This is a genomic window from Paenibacillus sp. PCH8, from assembly GCF_002968835.1.
Classification (GTDB): Bacteria; Bacillota; Bacilli; order Paenibacillales; family Paenibacillaceae; genus Paenibacillus.
In genome coordinates, this window is sequence record NZ_PKQK01000001.1 from 1,367,482 (window position 1) to 1,387,706 (window position 20,225).

Sequence of the window (20,225 nt, forward strand, 5' to 3'; positions counted from 1 at the left end):
TTGCAGTGGGACTGATAGGTATAAAGGTTTAGTTTTGAAGGGAGATAGTCTAGTGAACGTTATTGGGGGAATACATCGGAAGGGGCTGTTGTGGAACATTGTACTGCTTGGAATTGCGCTAATGATCAGCGGATGTGCCTCATCTTCCGAACCGGATCAAGCAAGGTCGAAGGCACTTGGCGGTTCCGCTGGCGAGGTGGTTATTGGAGCAGTATGGCCTTTCGAGAAGCAGAATGATCAATTCCATGAAGGTCTCCAATTGGCGCTGGAGCAAATCAATCAGGAAGGTGTTCTGGGCGGGAAGAATATCCGGCTGTTGGAATTGGATGACGAGGCCTCTACGACAAAAGGTATGGCAATTGCACAGCAATTGGCGGATAATCCTGCCGTTAGCGCAGTCATTGGACACCGTGGCTCGTCAGTAACGGTACCTGCGTCACGGATATACGCGCATGCTGGCATTGTGATGTTGACACCGGCATCAACATCCCCGAAGCTGACGGATGTGAATAGCTCTTATATTTTCCGCAATATTCCTAACGATAATCAGCTTGGGCAGGCACTGGCCATGTACGCTGGAGAAACCAAGCATCGGAATGTAGCCATATATTATACAGATGATGAGTATGGCAGAGGACTAGCGAATGCTTTTGAAGATCAGGCATCCCAATCAGGCCTTCATGTCGTAGACCGTCTGTCAGGTTATAAGGATACGGCTGATATCTCACGTATCGTAGATAAGTGGAAGACGCTCGATAGTGATCTTATTATGGTGGCCACTGGAGCAAGAGAGGGAATCGCCTTTGTTAAGGCGATCCGCGAAGCTGGCATGACGATTCCCGTTATTGGCGGGGATGCGTTAGACTCTGCAGAGTTCGCGAGTGCTGGAGAAGCTGTCTCAGGAACGATTGTTGCTTCGGTGTATCATGAGCGTGGCAACTCTGAGCTTAATCAAAGCTTCCGACAACAATACATCAACAAATATGGGAAAGAGCCTGGTAAATGGGCTGCGCAAGCTTACGACTCATTGAAGTTACTCGCTAAGGGGATCGAGGAAGCTGGATCACGCAGTCCCAAAGAGATTTCCAACGCGTTGCTCTCATTGAAGGGTTGGGAAGGGGTCACCGGTGAGCATTCCTTTGACGCACAGGGTGATGTTCAGGGAATGAATATCGTCATGAAAAAGCTGGAAGCAGGTACGTTCAAGCGACTGGATGAAGTACACATTCCAAATCCGTAATAAGGCATGGCAGTGTCAGGCTTCAACATTGGGAGGTAGTGATGAATAATCAAGTTTTTCGTAAAGTGGCGGTTGAGCGTCTGTCTTCCCCGGAGCAACTCGATAATTTGGTTCGGGTAACATCGCCTCGTGGATGGCTTATGTTAACGGGTGTAGGTCTACTCATCCTGGCCGCCTTATACTGGGGGATTTTCGGTACGATGACCGTCAAAGCAGATGCATCGGGTGTGCTTATTCGTCCAGGTGGACTAAAAACAGTTCATGTCTCTGCGGCAGGAGCGTTAAGCGATATTCGCGTCGTCGAGAATGACACGGTGAATCAAGGTGAGGTCATCGGAAGGATGGAGCAGCCAGAGCTGCTGGATCAGATGAAGCAGACCAAGCTTGCTATTTCGAACCTCGAAGGGCTAAAGGGTAAAGAGCTAAATGTACATGCGGCAGAGCTTGAAAGTCTGAAGCAACAGTTGAAGCAGCAGCAACTTGGCTATGAATACAGCACAAGAGTGATCAGCCCGTACACTGGCAAAGTGAAAGAGGTGTTGGCCAAAACGGGAAGTTATATTGGTGACGGCTCGGATATTATCCGGTTGGAGACGTATGGGGTGCAGACGGACGAACTGATTGCCGTGCTGTATATGCCTGTTAGTCAGGGCAGACAATTACTTCCAGGTATGGAGGTGCGTATTTCTCCGGGATCGATAAATCGTGAAGAGTTCGGATCGCTGATTGGTCAGGTTGTTTCAGTAACTGAATTTCCGGTAACGGTGCAAGGAATGATGTCTACGCTAGGCAACGAAGGCCTGGTTCAACAGATGGCGTCACAGGGTGTATCCCTTGAAGTTCGTGTGAATCTTTCACCTAACTCCGAGATGGCAAGCGGGTATAACTGGACAACGAAAGCGGGATCGCCTGTTCGGCTTAACAGCGGCATGATCGTGGATGGTTCGATTACAGTCAGTTCACAGCGTCCGATTGCAACGGTTATCCCATATTTCAAATAATTGAGACAGGCACGGTGGCACATATTTGGTCACCAGGCCCAACGAAGGAGAGCAGATTCGTGGCCTCAAAAAGAGTAAAGACTCCAACCGTATTACAAATGGAGGCTGTGGAGTGCGGTGCAGCTTCGCTTGCAATCGTGCTTGCATATTACAAGAGCTTCATCCCGCTTGAGGAACTGCGGATTGCCTGCGGTGTCTCCCGGGATGGAAGCAAGGCCAGTAATGTGCTCAAAGCAGCACGTCAATATGGTATGGAAGCGAAAGGGTATCGCAAAAACCCGGATGATTTAAGGAAAATGTCCTGGCCGCTGATTATCCACTGGAATTTCAATCATTTTCTCGTACTGGAGGGCATCGTTAAAGATCGTGTGTTCTTGAATGATCCAGTTACAGGTCCACGCGAGATTACGTTTGAGGAGTTCGACCAATCCTTTACTGGCGTTGCCATTGCCATTAAGCCTTCCCCGACCTATGTCCGTCAAGGGAAAGCACCAAGTGTGCTTGGTTCGCTGTCCAGACGTATTCAAGGGTCGGAAAAAGCACTTATTTTTGCCATTATCGCTGGGTTATTTCTGGTGCTGCCAGGGCTGGTTATTCCGGTGTTCAGCAAAGTGTTCATCGACCAGATACTACTGGGCAATATGAAAAATTGGTTGTTCCCACTGTTAATTGGCATGGGACTAACCGCGTTGTTACGGGCCTTCCTGACGTGGCTGCAACGGTATTACTTGCTCAGGCTGGAAATGAAGCTTGCACTAAGCTCATCCAGCCGTTTTTTCTGGCATGTGTTGCGTTTGCCGATCGAATTTTTCTCCCAGCGATTCAGTGGAGATATCGCAGCAAGGGTTGCGATCAATGACCGCGTTGCCCAGTTACTATCCGGGCAGCTGGCTGTAGCGGCGCTAAACTGCGTCATGATTGTGTTTTATTTGCTGCTGATGCTGCAATACAGTGTCGTGTTGACAAGTCTTGCGGTGGGGGCTTCGCTGCTCAATCTGGTCTTCATGCAATTGATAACGCGCAAACGTAATGACCAGAATCTGCGGTTGTTACAGGAGTCCGGCAAGATGCAAGGGGTGTCCATGAACGGACTGCAAGTCATTGAGACATTGAAATCCAACAGCTCCGAGGCAGACTTTTTCGTCAAATGGTCAGGGTATCAGGCGAAACTGCTTAATTCCACGCAGCAATTCGGGGTATCGAACCAGTTTCTGATGGCTGTCCCTGCGCTACTGACGAGTCTGAGTGCCGTAGCAATTCTTTTTCTCGGCGGCTTTCAGGTGATGGATGGGGCACTGACGATCGGATCACTGGTAGCCTTCCAAAGTCTAGCGGCCAGCTTCAGTCAGCCCGTCAATGAGATGGTTGCACTGGCTGGAACCATTCAGGAAGCGGGAGGAAGCATGAAACGCTTGGATGATGTGCTGCAATATCCAATGGATAGACAAATGAACCAAACCCCCGATCAGGCTGAAGAGCTGACCGATACAGCGAAGTTATCAGGGCAGATCGAAATTACCAATCTGACCTATGGCTATAGCAAGCTGGAAGGCCCGCTGATTGACCGGTTTAACTTATCGATCCAGCCGGGCATGAAGGTTGCGCTGGTTGGCGGATCGGGTAGTGGGAAATCGACCATTGCCAAGCTGATTGCCGGTATTTACGAGCCGTGGGATGGTGAGATCCGTTTTGATGACTTGACGCGCGACGATATTTCCCGCAACCGGATGGGCAACTCCCTTGCGGTTGTCGATCAGGATATTGTACTGCTGGAAGGAACGATTAAAGAGAATATTACCTTCTGGGATTCCACGATACCGGAAACAGATGTCGTTCGGGCTGCGAAGGATGCGGTAATCCATGATCATATTGCGGAGCGCAGCGGCGGCTATGAGCATATGATCTCGGAAAATGGAGGCAATTTCAGTGGAGGGCAGCGTCAACGGCTGGAAATAGCCAGGGCACTGGCTGGCAATCCCTCGATTCTGATTTTGGATGAGGCGACAAGTGCTCTGGACCCGGCAACGGAGAAAAAGGTTGACGATAGTCTACGACGCAGAGGATTAACCTGTATTACCGTGGCTCACCGACTTAGCACGATTCGGGATGCGGATGAAATTGTGGTGCTGGAGCGTGGAAAGATCATTGAGCGTGGAACGCATCATGCTCTCATGGAACGAGATGGCTACTACACCAGACTCATTCAGAGTCAATAGATAATCGTGCAAAAGGAGGTGTGAAAATGGCTGAAGATGTGCAATTTAATTTGCATTCATTGTATGAACGTTATGGTGTGAGTCATGAGGTAGAGGGAAATCGACCGATACTGGTGACGGATCAAAACGATATATGGTATGTCGATTCCGGTTATGTGGATGTATTCGCAGTTACCCTTGAGCTTGAAAAGGGCGGGACGAGAAACAAGCGCCGCTACTTATTTAGCCTGGAGGCAGGTGCGCTCCTATTCGGATTTGAGGATTATGAAGGGATAGAGCAAACGGGCTTGCTGCTGGTCGCATCCGCGGGAACGAAGGTATGCCAGATGAACCGGGATCTATTTATGAAGAACCGAAAGGAATACAGACTGAACGATGAGCAACTTGCTCCATTGATCGACCAATGGGTGGGCTACTGGTCTGCGGCGCTGAGTGTGCGAAGTGCCCCTCCGGAGTTCGAACTGCTGGAGCCAAGTGAGCATTGGGAGCTTACTCCGGATCAGACCTGGCGATCGTTGCAGACGGTGTGGGTTAAGATTCGTGAAGGTATCGTCTATTGGATGTCGGAACATCCAATTAAGGCGGCAGAGCCTTATTATATACCCGTGACATCCTCCAGCTGGCTGGAAACGAAGCAGGCTGCTGAACTTGAATTGTTGAGCACGCTAGATTGGCTGCAACAGGATCAGCAATGGCAAGGTTTATATGCGTTTCATCAGTTAATCGCCAGCCGTTTGGCTGTTCTATTGACGAAAGAACGGTTGCAGGAGCATGAACGCCTGATCCGGCGAACCGAACATGATGATTCGCTTATGGATCATGCACTCAAGCGTTTGCTAGCTGTTACAGGCGGAGACAACCAGCAGACCATTGCTTTTGATTCAACCGATCCATTGTTTATGGCCTCCCGCGTTGTTGGCGAATATGCCAGCATCGTAATTAAACCTGTAGCCAGAAAGCTGAAGAGACAGTCGCAGCGTTCCCCTATTCAGGAAATCGCGGAGGCTTCGGGGGTTCGCTCTCGTCAGGTTGTGCTAAAAGGGGAATGGTGGAAGGAAGATAACGGGCCACTCCTTGCTTACATGGAACCAGCGCATGAACCCATTGCCTTGGTTCCGGCTTCTGCCGGTACCTATACATGGGAGAATCCGCTTAGTGGTGAAAAAGGGATCGTTAATGGTGCATTGGCGGCGGGTATTGAGCCGATGGCGTATATGTTTTACCGGACGTTCCCTGCTCGTGCGCTTGGTGTTAAAGATATTTTGCAGTTTGGTACACATCGTTCGATTCGTCGGGATCTCATCATGGTGCTGCTCATGGGTGCACTGGCAGGTCTGCTCGGGATCATGATGCCAGTTGCGACAGGGATATTAGTAGATACGATTATTCCAGAATCGTATCGTGGACCGCTTGTCCAGATGGCACTTATTCTCATCACGGCTGTTCTGTCGATTGCACTGTTCCGGCTGGCTGGCTCACTCGCTTCCATGCGAATGGAGGGGCGGGTTGAAAGCTCTGTTCAGGCCGCGATCTGGGATCGGCTGCTGAATCTGCCCGTGTCCTTCTTCCGCAACTATACGGCTGGTGATCTAGCCTCCAGAGCGAGCAGTATTAACTCCATCCGACAGCTATTATCAGGAGCTGTTCTGGGCTCGCTGCTTACAGGCGTATTTTCCATTTTCCAATATGCGCTGTTGTTCCGTTATAGCCCCAATCTTGCTCTGGTCGCAGGAGGACTGGTGCTCATATCCATGTCATTCACAGTGGGTATTGGTTTGCTACAGATTCGTTACCAGCGCAGGTTACTGGATATTCAAGGACGCATATCTGGCACCGTGTTGCAGCTGCTGAACGGTATTAGCAAATTCCGCATGGCCGCGGCGGAGAACCGTGCGTTCTTCCTATGGGCAAGGGCATTTGCGGAGCAAAAGAAATTGTCCTTCAAGGTCAGGATGCTGGATAACTACTCCAGTGTGTTCCAGTCCTTCTTCCCCTTGGCTGCTTCGATGGTGCTGTTTTATCTGGTGGTTTCCAGTAATTCAACGCTGTCCGCAGGACAATTCATCGCATTCTTCTCAGCCTTCTCGAGCTTTCTAATGGCCATGCTGGCTATGGCTTCTGCCTTATTATCGGTCGTGCATATCATACCGTTGTATGAGCGAGCCAAACCGATTCTCAAAACGTTGCCTGAACTGCATGATCAGCTCGAAGACCCGGGAGAAGTCAGTGGGGCGATTGAAATTCGCCATATCCAGTTCCGTTATTCCGAGGATCAGCCACTCGTGCTCAATGATCTGTCGATGAATATCAAAGCAGGGCAGTACGTAGCCTTTGTCGGCGCTTCCGGCTGTGGTAAGTCGACGCTTATGCGATTATTGCTTGGCTTCGAGCAACCGCAGGGCGGTTCGGTGTATTTCGATGGACAGGATCTACGTTCTCTGGATGTGGGGCTGCTGAGAAGCCAGTTTGGTGTCGTCTTGCAAAATAGCAAACTGATGTCTGGTGATATCTTCACCAACATTGTTGGAACATCTGATCTGACGATCCAGGATGCGTGGGAAGCAGCGGAGATGGCTGGCTTTGATGAGGATATCCGCAGCATGCCGATGGCGATGCACACGGTGATATCCGAAGGCGGCGGCACACTTTCCGGTGGACAGCGCCAGCGCTTGATGATTGCAAGGGCGATTGCCAAGCGGCCGAAAATTCTCTTTTTTGACGAAGCTACAAGTGCCCTGGATAACCGGACGCAAAGCATTGTTAGCCAAAGCTTGACCAAATTGCAGGTGACCAGGATCGTTATTGCCCATCGATTAAGCACAATTACACAGGCGGATCAGATCTATGTGTTTGATAAAGGCAGAATTATTCAGTCCGGCACGTATGAGGAGCTGCTACAGCAGCGTGGTTTGTTCGCCGATCTTGCCAGCCGCCAGTTAGCGTAACATTTGAACTAAAATTGAATGCAATTTGAAGGCAGATTGAAGCGGGGCATCTATGCTATTAGATGTACTAAAAAGAATCTGAGGAGGAATGAAGCGTGAGTTGGACACAAGAGCAGTTGAATGAAACGGTAGAGGCCGTTCTGGCAAAAGCAGGTTCGGATGCAGAGTTTCGTGCATTAGCAGTGAGTGATATCTATGCAGCGATCAGAGCAGCAACGGGGCATGAGGTGCCGCAACAATTCAAAATTAGAGTCGTGGATGCAACAGGGTACCACGCAACCATTATATTGCCAGAAGTACGTAATGCTGCTGATGAACTGACAGATACGGAGCTTGATAACGTTGCTGGTGGCAGTGGAATAGGTCTCTTGGGAGGTACGGCTTCAACTACGGATATGCGTTTTCATAATGAAGTAAAGCCCATCGGCCCCATATCATTTCCAGTAAATGGCGGCATTATTACCAAATAAAAGTTTAAAGATTTGAATTAAAATTGGAGGAATTAAACATGAGTGGTTGGACACAGGAGCAGTTGAATGAAACGGTAGAGGCCGTTCTGGCGAAAGCAGGTTCGGATGCAGCGTTTCGCGCATTGGCAATAAGTGATATCTACGCAGCCATTAAAGCAGAGACAGGACATGAGGTTCCACAAGAATTTAAAATCAACATTGTCGATGCAACAGGCTATCATACAACAATCGTATTGCCAGAAGTGCGTGGTGCAGAAGATGAATTGACAGAAACCGAACTCGAATCCGTTGCTGGTGGAAGCAAAGAGGGTTTTGAAGAGTTCGGCAGACGGCTGTCAACGATGCCAACTCGCTAAAATTGAGAGCGGTTGAGGTTGAATCTAAGGATCGTGGCTTCATTACCAAATAAAGGTTAAAATATTTGAACTAAAATTGAATTAGAGTTGAGAGCAGATTGAATCTGGACTGTTATTCTTATATTTGTAAGGAACAAAACTACATTATTGGAGGAATTAGAAGATGAGTTGGACTGAACAGCAAGTTACGGATACGGTGAATGCAGTAATTGCAAAAGCGAATACAGATGCAGCGTTTCGCGCACTGGCAGTAAGCGACATCTACGCAGCAATTAAAGAAGCGACAGGACAAGAGGTACCTCAAGAATTCAAAATCAACATCGTTGATGCAACAGGCTACCATGCAACCATCGTATTGCCAGAAGCACGCGGTACAGAAGATGAGTTGACTGAAACGGAACTCGAATCTGTTGCTGGTGGCAGCAAACAGGGCGCAACTGATTTCTTCACTGGTGTAGGCAGCATTGCTGAAGACGCAGCGCGGGCAGCTATTGGCGTGGGTACTAACATTGGTAATGCAGCAGCTTCAAATATCAGCAAATCATAATTTCTTTCAATCTTAAATAGAACTTTCATTGGAGTGATATCTGCCGTCAGGTGCGATATCGCTCCAAATTTATAGTGAAGCGATGAGTGGGACAGCAACTTGGCAGTGATTGTCATAGAAGCGGTATCGTTGCGTAGCTAACAAGAGGGTGCTTGTGTGTCGGTTGTTTCTGTTTCGTCATTCAAATGGATTAAGTCGTTCTGGATGATTATGCTGTGCATGTTGTCTGGTATAGCCACGGGGCTATATGCGCCGAGCATCGCTCATGCTGTGGCGGATTTCGGTGATCTGTACTTATCCTTTCTGAAAATGTGTGTCATCCCGATTATGATGACTGCGATTATATCCAGCATTGGAAGCTTGTTTATTCAAAGTGGTGCGGTAAAAACGATTGGGCGTATGTGCCTCGTTTACGCTATTGCACTTATCATTTCCGGCGTGTTTGGAATTACGGCTGGTGAAATTGGGCATCCGGGAGCAGGTTTGCCTGAGCAATCGAAGCAGGTACTTGGTGCGATTGTTAATGACTCCAATGCGAAGGGGACATCCGTCGAAGAAGAGAAATCGCAAGGGATTTTGCTGTTTTTACTCGACATGATCCCGTCCAATATTTTTACAGCACTAATGGAGAACAATACGCTGCAAATTTTGTTTTTCTCCGTCATTGTTGGTGTAGCCGTTGGCATGATGCGAACAAGGCAAGGGGAGGATGTACTTCAATTGGCTGACGTATTGTTCGGTGCTTTTCAGAAGGCGATTTCCTGGTCGATGTACGCACTGCCGTTTGCCTTGTTCTGCATGATGGCCGGACAGTTTGCGAGTCTGAACCTGGATATTCTGCCCGCGATGTTGAAGTTGATTCTGGTGTTTTATCTGGTTAGTGTCGTATTGATTGTCATTTCCGTTGCTGTACTATCCTTGCAATTGCGCCAGCCCCCAAGGGTGATCGCCAAAGCGTTGAAGGAGTCACTTATCATCGCATTTGGTACGCGAAACAGTATTGCTACCGTTCCATCTTGTATGCATGCTTTAAGCAAAGAGCTGAAGCTGCAGTCACACGTCATTCAACTCGTTGTGCCGATTGGTATGATTATGTGCCGTTACAGCATGGTGCTTGTGTATACACTAGGCATTGCATTTACCGCTCAATTGTATGAATACGAATTTACGATCATGCAGTGGATGCTGGTGCTGTTAGGGGCTGTATTAACTTCTATCGCAGGTGCGGGGTCTCCGGGTGTCGTATCCATTGGCATGATTGCCATTATAGCAGGCATGTTGAAGCTTCCAGCCGAAGTGACGATTATTCTACTACTCGCCATTAATCCAATTATTGATCCCATTATTACAGCGGCGAATGTGTCCATGAATTGCGCTACAGCTTCACTTCTGTCAGCCAGGAAGGAACATTATGTACAAGATCAAGCGATTAACGTCGGATGACAGACTGAAATACCAGCCGCTCATGTATCAGTGGCTTTATTTGCAATTGGAGCAGAGTGAGAGGAACCACCCTGAGCACACTCGATACGTACTGGTGGGGGCTGAAGTGGCGGATACGCCGGTTGGTTTGGCTGTTCTGGAGCTGAGAGAAGGGGCGACGGCACAGCATGCGATACTGCAATGCCTGTTCGTCACGAAGGCATGGCGCAGGAAGGGAATGGCCTCCTCCATCATGGAAGAAGTGCGGAGCCTTTGTCTGGAAAAGCAAGTCCAGAACCTTGGAGTCTACTATTACGCCGGTAAATCTTCTACAGAAACAATCGAAGCGTGGCTACAGCATGAAGGCTGGACACAGCCCATATGCGAAGCGATTGTTTTCCATATCAATAGCGATATCGCTCGCGCAAGCTGGTTGCGGGAACGTCCTTTGCCAAACGGATTGGAGCTGTTTCTATGGGCCGATCAGCCGGAAAAAGAGCTTAAACGATCTATTGAATCAACAGAGGCTATTATTCCAGACTTCCTGTCCCCGTTCAAAAATTTTGCACCTTTAGAGCCCAGCAATAGTCTCGGACTTCGCTCGGAGCAGGGGATTCAGGGCTGGTCGATGACGTATCGATTAACCGATGACACGATATTGTACGATGCAGTATACATTGCACCCGAATATCAGCAGGTAGGTTTAGCTTTTCATATGTTGGCGAGGTCAATCCGGCTTCAATTGGAAGCAGGTATTCCTTACGGTATTTTTACGGTAAACCGGACGACCCCTGTCATGATGAAGCTCGCCCAACAGTGGCTTGCACCTTATTCATGGAAGACGAGTGAGAAGCGGGTTAGTTATCTGTCATTAAAGTAGGGATTGGGGGATGAGCATGAAAGACAATGAACGCGGCCAACGGATAGCCATAACGGGCATAGGTGTGTTGTGTGCACTGGGCAATGAACCTCAGATCGTCTTTGAGCGGATGTTTGCAGCGGAGACGGGGATTGGGAAAGTGACTCGTTTCAATACAGATGCGTTGTTAAGCTCGCTTGCGGGACAACTGGACGAATCCTGGCGGGCAAAGGCTCTCGCGGATACCGCAGAGCAGTCGATGGACTGGTGTGCACGCTATGCGATTGCAGCCGCGAAGCAGGCGCTACACAGCAGTGGTCTGGCTATTGCACCAGAAGCTGCTCTTGTTCAGGCTCATGCTGGGGGGTTAGCTGATATGCCTGCAATGGTGGCTGCGACGAGTCAGGTTAATGATGCTGTGCATCCGCTTCCAGCCTCCAGGGTTGGACTGTCACTTGGAACATGTAATGGTGGTATATTATCGCTGGAGAAGCAATGGAATCTGTCGGCACTGGATGAAGAGAATACCGCGAACTATCCCTTTTATCAGCAGGGTGATGATACGGCACAGTGGCTCGGCGTACAGGGACCGGTGGCGACGTTAAATACGGCATGTGCCGCTAGTGGCAATGCAATCGGCTATGCCAGCGATATGATTCGCTGGGGTTATGCTGATGTCATGCTCGCAGGCGGCTCCGATCCGCTGTCGCATAGTGTATATGCCGGATTTAATGTACTCCGGGCGCTTAATCCGCTGCCTTCCTCCCCATTTGGCAGCCGTTATGGCCTTAATCTGGGCGAAGGCGCAGCATTTGTTGTGCTGGAGCGGCTCGATGCTGCTGTTCAGCGCGGGGCGACCATCTACGCAGAGTTATGTGCATACGGGCTGAGCAATGATGCTCATCATATGACCGCACCACACCCGGAAGGGGCAGGGATGCAGCGGGCGGTGGATATGGCGCTTAATCTGGGTCAGGTTGCAAAGCGCGATATTGCGTATATTAACGCACATGGTACGGGAACACAGGCCAATGACCGCGCGGAACTGAACGGTTTGAAGCGCAGCTTCGGTGAGCAGTTAACTATTCCAGTCAGCTCAAGCAAGGCGTATTTCGGGCACAGTTTGGGTACTGCCGCTGCGCTGGAGCTTGTGACTTCGCTATACGCGATCAAGCAAGGTTATGTGCCAGCAACGCTTCATTTTGACACGGCGCGTGAGGGTTGCGAAGAAGTGGATATTATCCAGCACAACATGCGTCCGATGCGTCCCAAGTATATCGTCAGCAATAATGCGGCCTTTGGCGGACATAACGTTTCGTTATTGCTACGGACCGATCTGAGTGATGTTGCAGCGCCGAATAGGGGAAATCCAGCACCCCATGCCAAGCGGCGAGTGGTTATTACGGGTATTGGTGCTGTTGGTGGGGGGCGTATCCACTCGGGCGGAATTGTGAACTGGCTTGCGGAGGCAGCTTCTTTTTCCTCTCCTATAGATGCAGCCAGCCCAGCCTCCTTTTCCCTAAAGGAATATGACAAAAGCAAATATGAGCGCAGAATGAATCAGCTGTCGCAGAATACGATTGGAGCCGCACTTGCTGCATTACAGGATGCTCATATAACCGAGCAGGAGAAGGAAGAACTTGGCTTTATTTATGGCACAGCCCGCGGCAGTACAGATAGCATCTCTCAATATCTGGAGTCTGTATTCGTGAAGGGGCCGGAATATGCGAGCAGCATATATTTCCCACACACCGTGATCAATTCGGTGGCGGGACAGACAGCCGAGAAGCTGAAGCTGCTGGGCTTCAACAGTTCGTTCAGCACAGGAGGTAACGAGGGATTAACAGCCGCGCTGTATGCAGCAGGGAAAATTCGTGAGCAGACATTAACGAGCTGTCTTATTGGCGCAGGAGATGAACGTTCCGCACTATCGAGTGACATTGATCGAGCTAAAGGCTTGCAAGCAAGTCGCTTCCATATGGTGGAAGGTAGCGTGTGTATAATGCTACGTGATGCGGAGCAAGCCGTGCATAGCGAGTCCGATATATATGCGGAATTAAGCGGCTTCGGCACAGCCTTTGGCACAGCAGCCATTGGCCTCCAGCGAGAAGCGACGCTGTGCCGGGCGGTAGCGGCAGCATTAGATGAAGCGGGCATTGGCATGGCGCAGATTAACTGTATTTTGCTGAATACCATCGGCAGACCTGGGGAAACGGAAATAGAGCTCCAAGCCTTATCCTCATGTACCGCAGAATATTCAACGCCGCCCATCATTAGCTTCAATGCTTATGCCGGGTATGGCGAGTCCTACAGTTCGATGCTTCATCTTGCTGCGGCGGCGGAGCTAGTAAGTGGTTCAGCTGTGAGTCCATATGCGAGCGGTTCTTATGCTCATCTGGGTGTGCCACAGACAGACCGGCTCCAGCATGTTCTAGTGGTAAGCTCGACCGCCAACGGCAGCTATTCAGCCGCAGTTGTTAGTGCGTGGAACGACTGATAAGCGTATGTGAGCAGCGGGTTTCTTTTCAAAATCATCGACATCATAGACATCATCATAATCATTAATAGAAGGTTAATACCTGAGGAGGCACATACGAATGGGTGTAGAGCAGATTTTGGATATGGATACCGTTAAGCTGACGATCAAGCAAAAGTTGTTAATTGACAGACTTAGACTTGAGGATATAACAGTAGAGGAAATTGCGGACGATCTGATTTTGTTCGGTGAGGGGCTGGGCCTCGATTCGGTTGAAGCATTTGAGGTGATGGTCGGTATGGAGGAGTTGTACGGGGTGGCGGTAGAGCAGATTCCGGCGGATGAATTGAAAATTCATCTGAAGGATGTGCAGTCCATTGCGGAGCTGATTATGGCAAGTCGGCAGAATGGAACAGAAGGATCATGACCTTCCAGGATCACGTCATTCTGATTACGGGTGTAACACGCGGCATTGGCCGGGCTATCGCCCTGAGATTCATGGCGGAAGGTGCTGTCGTTGCCGGTATTTACGCACGGGATGATGAAGCAGCCGAGCAGTTGAAGGACATTGCGAAGGAAGCTGGCGGGCAGATCAGCTTGTACAAAGGTTCTGTCAGCGATCAGGCTTGGGTAGCCGAGGTGATGAAAGACATCGTGGATACGTATGGTCAGCTGGATGTGCTAGTCAACAATGCAGGACGTACGAGTGATCATATGGCACTCTTCATGGAAGAGCAGCAGTGGCAGGAAGTGCTGGATACGAACTTTATCGGTACCTGCTACTGTTCGCAGGAAGCCGTGAGTTATATGCTGCGTCAAGGAAAGGGCGCCATTATTAATATGGTGTCCGTCAGCGGCATTTATGGCCGTGAAGGCCAGACGAATTATGCTGCTTCCAAAGGTGCCATTATGGGCCTGACGAAGCTGTATGCCCGGCTGTATGCCTCGCAGAATATTCATGTTAGTGCCATCGCGCCAGGCATGATTGATACGGATATGGCCCAAGGCGTTCCGACAGAGAAAATGGCAGACTTCCTGAGACATACAGCAGTCGGGAGGCTTGGTTCAGTCGAAGAGGTAACCGATGCGGTTATGTATTTGGCGGGGCCCATGGCCAGTTATCACGCAGGTCATACGTTGAAACTGGATGGCGGATTCTTGCGTTAAGCATGATTGGAATGGGGGAACGACGATGAAGAACGTATTGTTGCATCATGCCGAATCGGCTTCAGGCACAGCGATCGCGCTGTATTTGCTACAGCGGGATATGCGTGTCACGGCAAGCTTTCAGATGGCATCGCAGGCTGACGCGTTTAGAGACAACTTGCCGCCGCAATGGCAGGATCAAGTTCATACGATTGTTGCACCAGTCATTGAAATGAAAGCCATTGAATCGCTGGTAGCGGAGCACGCCGCGCAAATGCAAGGACTTGATCTATATATCCACGGTAACCATTGGGTAGATGAATTGGAAGAGCTACGGCATAATCCTGCTGATTTTGCTCTGCAAAGTTACGGGTTGCTACATGAGCTGTTCATGTACAGCCGGGCAGCAGGAGCTGTAATGGCTCGCAAGCAGCGGGGGCAGATTATTGTGCCGATGTTGGCGGATTCACTGTATTACAACGGCTTTCCTTCCTCCCCGGTGTATAACCAGGGAGCGCTTGCTTTTGTCAAAAGCTTCGCCAAGGAACTCTCTCCATTCCGGGTTAGCGTCAATGCAATGACGTTTGGATATTTTCAGAGAGAGAACAACGTGTCCACCGGACGCAATCAACGCAAAGCGTTTGATATATATGCCTTAAAACCGCCAGTGCCAGCATTGGAAGAATTGGTCGAAGGGTTGGGTCTGCTTATTGATTACGGGCATGGGATGAGTGGTCAAAATACGACATGGGGTTACGGGATTCAGTCTGTTCTCTAGCTGAACATGAGGACGCGACTTGGCTGAAAGGTAATCTTTGAAAGAGGCGGGCATATGGAGCACCAGCAGGCCGAGAACAATCATAAAGAGGAAATCAGGCAGGTCGATGAACTGTTAGAAGCAGAACTGGAAGAGGTTGTTGGAGGTCTGGCAACCGTCTCTATTCCACGCTGCAGACTTTGCTACGTTCGTATTGCTGTGTATGATATGACCGTATGCGCAGTTTGCTTTCGCAAAACTCAAGTTTCACATGGAGGGGAGGATGGCCAGCAATGATCGGTACATACGGTCGCTTGGCCTTCTGCTTGTTTTTGGTGTTGGCAATATCCATATTGACGACATCATGTGCAAGCAAGTTACAACAGGGCTATTCATTGGAGTCAGAACAACATGTTGAAACGGAAAGCTCAGCTGTCACCAGCCCAACTCCGGTAGATTCTTCGGCTCCGTCTGTGAAAGAGGGAGTGGACGACAAGAAGAATGGTGAGGGCAAAACAGAACTCCCAGTGTATACCCAACAGCAATTAAAAGCGTACCCGTCGGATATTCGGGACATTCTGAGCAGAGGCAAACTTCGGGTCGCCCTCTATCACGAGGACCGCTATCCTTTTTTTTATGTTGATGATCAGGGTGTGTTGCGGGGAAGCGATGTGGATCTGGCCAATGATATTGCATTCAAGCTTGGCGTGCATGCTGAATTTATTCGTACAGCCGATTCATTTGATGAAGTCATTCATCAAGTGTCCACGAGTAAGGTGGATATTGGCGTATCCAAGCTGAGTATGACATTGGAGCGGGCGAAGCGGGTATTATTTTCTGATGCTTATCTGAATTTGAAACAAGCACTGCTGATTAACCGCTTGCAGCTTGCGGCAATGGATGATCAGGGTGATGTTACTGATCCACTTGCACTCATCCAAGGACGAGGCGAACGAATTGGTATTGTGGCAGGGACCTCTTATGTGGGTTTTGCACATGATCTTTTTCCCGATCAAAATCAGATGGGCTATCTTAACTCGGCAGAGCTATTTGATGGAGTGCGGAAGGGAGATGTGCTGGCAGTCGTATATGATGCTTTTGAAATTTCCCGTTATCTCAAAAAGTTCCCGGCGTATGCCCTTCAATTGCAATTTGTCCAACTGGATGATCATGATGATGATATTGCCATTGCAGTTGATCCGCAGCGGTATCATCTCCACCAGTGGATTAACACGTATCTTCATATGGAGAAAAAGGAAATTGAAAAACACTTTGAAAACAATGAACTATAGAAAAATGCTATGGTATGATGCATAGGTGAGCACGATGGCTGTGCTATTTTATTTGATGGATAAAAGGGGTAATCAGCGGTGAAGCTGCTATGAGAAAACGTGTATCCTTCCTCTACTATTGCATTCCGGTAGTTCTCGCTGTATGTATATTTATTATCCTGATGGCTTTTCAATTGAATTCAGATGAAGACAAGCCTCAAGCGAGCAGGGGTAAGCTTACGATTACGTCACAGGAGCAGATTCTGGGTGAGGGTAGCCGGCTGGACGGAGAATGGGAGTTTTATTGGAATCAATTGCTGGAGCCTGATGATTTTGCAGCAGGCAGAGCAGGCCAAGCGGAGTACCTTACCGTTCCCAGCTCATGGGATAAGAGTGAAGCTGGCGGAGAGAGACGTCCAAGCAAAGGGTACGCCACCTATCATCTTAGGGTACAACTACCACAGTCGGACACCGAACTGGGACTGATCACCAAAGGCATTACGACGGCCCACCGAATCTGGATCAATGGGAAACTGGTGTCCGAAAGTGGTGTTGTAGGCCGCAGCGAGTCAGAGGCGAATCCATATATGGTTCCGTCGCTGCTTCGATTGGAAGCAGGGCTCAAGGAGGCAGACATTGTCATTCAGGTGTCTAACTACACGCAGCGCAAAGCGGGTTTGTTTGCTTCACTAACCTTGGGGAATTACGACAGTCTGAATCATAATATGAAACAGAAGCTCGTGTTCGAAAGCCTGTTAATTGGCTGTGTGCTTATTATGGGGCTGTACCACATTCTTTTATTTGTCCTCTTGCGCAAAAATTGGGAATCTTTATTTTTTGGCCTGATTTGTGTTTTGCTAGCTATGAAAAACAGTGCTCAATCTCAATACATAGTATCCATCTTTCTCCAAGGGCTCAATGATAATGCCTTTATCAAAATTGAATATATCGGATTTCTCGGGAGTGCCCCGTTATTTGTGTTGTTTTTCTATTACAGTTTCCCAGATCAAATGACGAAACGGCTGCGAAATGTATTAATGGTTCCAGGCGTGCTGCTCACCTTGTTCATTATGGTATCTCCGGTTCAGGTATATACGAAGTTGGCAGGGGTCATGCAGGTTTATGCGACCGTGATCGGTTTTGTGCTGATACAGTATGTAATTAAGGCTGCGATCCATAGAATGTCCGGTGCCAATCTCATGTTGGCAGGTACCTTTGTCTTCTTCATTACCGTTATTAATGATATTTTGATGAGCAATCAGACCATTAGAACAGGTATTTATTTTCCATATGGACTGTTGTTTCTCATTATTTGTTTATCCGTCATTGTATCGATCAAATTCTCCAATGCAATCAAAACCAATGAACGTTTATCGTCACGCCTGCTTGATCTGGATAAAGTAAAGGACGAGTTTCTCGCGAATACCTCACATGAACTCCGCACGCCGCTGAATGGCATTATCGGACTGGCACAATCCCTATTGTACAGTATGGATGATCGGATGGAGGATAACCAGCGTGTGCATCTCAACATGATTGTATCGAGCGGTCAGCGTATGTCCTATTTGATTAATGATATTCTGGACTACGCTCTGTTGAATAATAATGATATGCGATTACATATTGTCAAAATTGATCTGCACCAACTGACGCAGGTGGTGCTAACCGTTGTCAAGCCACTGGTCACTGGCAGAAGTCTGGTGTTGAACAATCATATTGGCACGGATTTTCCGCCGATCTATGCAGATGACAATCGAATGCAGCAAATTTTATTCAATCTAATTGGCAATGCGATCAAGTATACGCCCTCTGGGCATGTGGTTGTAAGTGCAACCTATCATCGTGATTATGTAGAGATTCGTGTCGAGGATACGGGCATCGGTATAGCGGAGGACAAGTTCGAAATGATCTTCAACCCGTTCGAGAAGCTTGAATCTATTGATGATACAGGAACAGGCCTTGGTCTCAAAATTACGAAGCAACTTGTCGAATTGCATGGAGGGGAAATTAACGTATCCTCAAAGGTAGGGAAAGGCTCCCTGTTCAGCTTTACGATTCGTAATCAGTTGGTAAATGGTTCAACTGAGCGGTTGCCAGAGCAAAATAAGCCAAGCAGGATGGCTCTGTTCATCAAGCAAAAGTCTGACAATAACATGGATGAATCCGCGGCAACGGCTTCATATACCCGATCAGAGGGCAGCTCGGACTTACATATGTCGGAGCAGCGTCCCTATCGCGTGCTTGTTGTAGATGACGAGCCGGTCAATCTGCAAGTGGCCATTCAACAACTGACCTCTTTATCCTGTGTGTTTGAGATAGCTAGTAGTGGTGCTGAAGTGCTAGCACGTATGGATGAATTACATGAAGTTGATCTGGTGATTGCGGATCTGATGATGATCGGTATGTCGGGGTATGAGCTGTGCGGATTGATCCGGGAAAAATATAGTTTAATTGAGCTGCCGATCCTGATTATGACAGCAAGTAATCGAGATCAGACGATTGAAGCTTGCTTCAGAGCGGGCGCGAATGATTATATATCGAAGCCGATTGGTCGTAATGAGCTGGTGAGTCGTGTTCTGACGCTGTTGCAATTGAAGAGATCGGTTGAGGAATTAAGCCTGAATGCACATCAGCTTGCTGAACTGAACGAGCAACTATCCGAACTGAACACCAATCTGGAATATCGTATTCATGAGCGCACCATGGAATTGGAACGCAAAAACAAAAATTTAAGCTTGCTGGAGCTATCCCGCAGGCGTTTACTTAGCGATATTTCCCATGAGCTTCGTACACCGATGACAGCCATTCAAGGCTATGTGGAGGCAATTGTATCTGGACTGGTAGAACAGGAAGAGGATAAAAACAGATATTTGCAGATGGTTCTAGTCAAAGCGCTGGGCTTAAACCGTCTGATTCATGATCTATTCGAGTTGTCACGACTGGAGTCAGGCAAATCCGAAATGGTCTTCCTCATGATGACACTTCAGGAGCTGGTAATGAAAATCAAGGATAAATTCATGCTGGATGTTGTACGTGCCGAAATGCAATATGATTTTGAGCTTACCTTTGAAGCAGCCAAGTTGGATCAGTACCATGCCGTTGTGGATATGGATCGGATTACACAGGTGCTGACCAATCTGGTGTTCAATGCGATTCAGCATACAGGGGCAGAAGGCCGAATTCGGATTAGTTGCGATATCGAAGAATGGGATGCTGAAGATGGTACCGTAGGAGAACTGACCATACGTGTTCAGGATAATGGTGCAGGCATTCGGGAGGACTCGCTTCCCTTTGTATTCGATCGATTCTTCCGGGAGAAGCGGAATCCAGCCATCCAGGGTAGTGGTATTGGCTTGGCCATCGCCAAAGAGATCGTCCAGTACCATGAAGGAGAAATCCATGTAGAAAGCACGTTGGAGGTGGGCAGCACATTCTACTTCACACTCCCGCTATATGTTCTGGAATAAAACGGGAGTGAAAAGCACCAACTAGAATCATTCAACTACAGTCAGGAACATC

Annotated in this window: 16 protein-coding genes; all 16 read left to right on the top strand. The window is 48.7% G+C overall.

Features of this window, described 5'->3' with window-relative positions:
- The first annotated feature begins 52 nt into the window (after window positions 1-52).
- The gene (locus C0Q44_RS06100) at window positions 53-1,240 is read left to right on the top strand and encodes an ABC transporter substrate-binding protein (RefSeq protein WP_181150866.1); all 1,188 of its coding nucleotides are present in this window, start codon (window positions 53-55) and stop codon (window positions 1,238-1,240) included.
- 41 nt (window positions 1,241-1,281) lie between these two features.
- Window positions 1,282-2,241 carry an NHLP bacteriocin system secretion protein gene (locus tag C0Q44_RS06105; protein ID WP_105406466.1) on the top strand — a complete coding sequence of 320 codons (960 nt, stop codon included), beginning with the start codon at window positions 1,282-1,284 and terminating at the stop codon, window positions 2,239-2,241.
- A 59-nt stretch (window positions 2,242-2,300) separates the two neighbouring features.
- Window positions 2,301-4,457: an NHLP family bacteriocin export ABC transporter peptidase/permease/ATPase subunit gene (locus C0Q44_RS06110; protein ID WP_105406467.1), complete on the top strand. Its 2,157-nt coding sequence runs from the start codon at window positions 2,301-2,303 to the stop codon at window positions 4,455-4,457.
- Window positions 4,458-4,483: 26 nt separating this feature from the next.
- Window positions 4,484-7,402 carry an NHLP bacteriocin export ABC transporter permease/ATPase subunit gene (locus tag C0Q44_RS06115; protein ID WP_105406468.1) on the top strand — a complete coding sequence of 973 codons (2,919 nt, stop codon included), beginning with the start codon at window positions 4,484-4,486 and terminating at the stop codon, window positions 7,400-7,402.
- Window positions 7,403-7,497: 95 nt separating this feature from the next.
- Window positions 7,498-7,872 (top strand): hypothetical protein, encoded by a 375-nt coding sequence (locus tag C0Q44_RS06120; RefSeq protein WP_105406469.1) that lies wholly within the window; start codon window positions 7,498-7,500, stop codon window positions 7,870-7,872.
- Window positions 7,873-7,910: 38 nt separating this feature from the next.
- Window positions 7,911-8,228 (top strand): NHLP leader peptide family RiPP precursor, encoded by a 318-nt coding sequence (locus C0Q44_RS06125; protein ID WP_105406470.1) that lies wholly within the window; start codon window positions 7,911-7,913, stop codon window positions 8,226-8,228.
- A 163-nt stretch (window positions 8,229-8,391) separates the two neighbouring features.
- Complete coding sequence (locus C0Q44_RS06130; protein WP_105406471.1) at window positions 8,392-8,775, top strand: hypothetical protein; 384 nt, start codon at window positions 8,392-8,394, stop codon at window positions 8,773-8,775.
- Between the two features lie 156 nt (window positions 8,776-8,931).
- Window positions 8,932-10,218: a dicarboxylate/amino acid:cation symporter gene (locus C0Q44_RS06135; protein WP_105406472.1), complete on the top strand. Its 1,287-nt coding sequence runs from the start codon at window positions 8,932-8,934 to the stop codon at window positions 10,216-10,218.
- Window positions 10,187-11,077 carry a GNAT family N-acetyltransferase gene (locus tag C0Q44_RS06140; protein WP_105406473.1) on the top strand — a complete coding sequence of 297 codons (891 nt, stop codon included), beginning with the start codon at window positions 10,187-10,189 and terminating at the stop codon, window positions 11,075-11,077. Before C0Q44_RS06135 ends, C0Q44_RS06140 begins: the two co-directional genes overlap by 32 nt.
- Window positions 11,078-11,093: 16 nt before the next feature.
- Entirely contained in the window at window positions 11,094-13,553 is a 2,460-nt protein-coding gene (locus tag C0Q44_RS06145) for a beta-ketoacyl-[acyl-carrier-protein] synthase family protein (RefSeq protein WP_181150867.1), read from the top strand.
- 100 nt (window positions 13,554-13,653) lie between these two features.
- Window positions 13,654-13,959 carry an acyl carrier protein gene (locus tag C0Q44_RS06150; protein ID WP_219845170.1) on the top strand — a complete coding sequence of 102 codons (306 nt, stop codon included), beginning with the start codon at window positions 13,654-13,656 and terminating at the stop codon, window positions 13,957-13,959.
- On the top strand, window positions 13,956-14,699 hold the full coding sequence (locus C0Q44_RS06155) for an SDR family oxidoreductase (protein WP_105406475.1): 744 nt from the start codon (window positions 13,956-13,958) through the stop codon (window positions 14,697-14,699). Before C0Q44_RS06150 ends, C0Q44_RS06155 begins: the two co-directional genes overlap by 4 nt.
- Before the next feature lie 25 nt (window positions 14,700-14,724).
- A complete protein-coding gene (locus C0Q44_RS06160; protein ID WP_181150868.1) occupies window positions 14,725-15,456 on the top strand; it encodes an SDR family NAD(P)-dependent oxidoreductase in 732 nt (243 codons plus the stop codon).
- Between the two features lie 54 nt (window positions 15,457-15,510).
- Window positions 15,511-15,732, top strand: coding sequence for a hypothetical protein (locus C0Q44_RS29835; protein ID WP_146113431.1), 222 nt, complete (start codon window positions 15,511-15,513; stop codon window positions 15,730-15,732).
- Window positions 15,729-16,727 carry an ABC transporter substrate-binding protein gene (locus C0Q44_RS06165; protein ID WP_181150869.1) on the top strand — a complete coding sequence of 333 codons (999 nt, stop codon included), beginning with the start codon at window positions 15,729-15,731 and terminating at the stop codon, window positions 16,725-16,727. Before C0Q44_RS29835 ends, C0Q44_RS06165 begins: the two co-directional genes overlap by 4 nt.
- Before the next feature lie 89 nt (window positions 16,728-16,816).
- Window positions 16,817-20,173 (top strand): ATP-binding protein, encoded by a 3,357-nt coding sequence (locus C0Q44_RS06170; protein WP_105406478.1) that lies wholly within the window; start codon window positions 16,817-16,819, stop codon window positions 20,171-20,173.
- The last annotated feature ends 52 nt before the right edge of the window (window positions 20,174-20,225 follow it).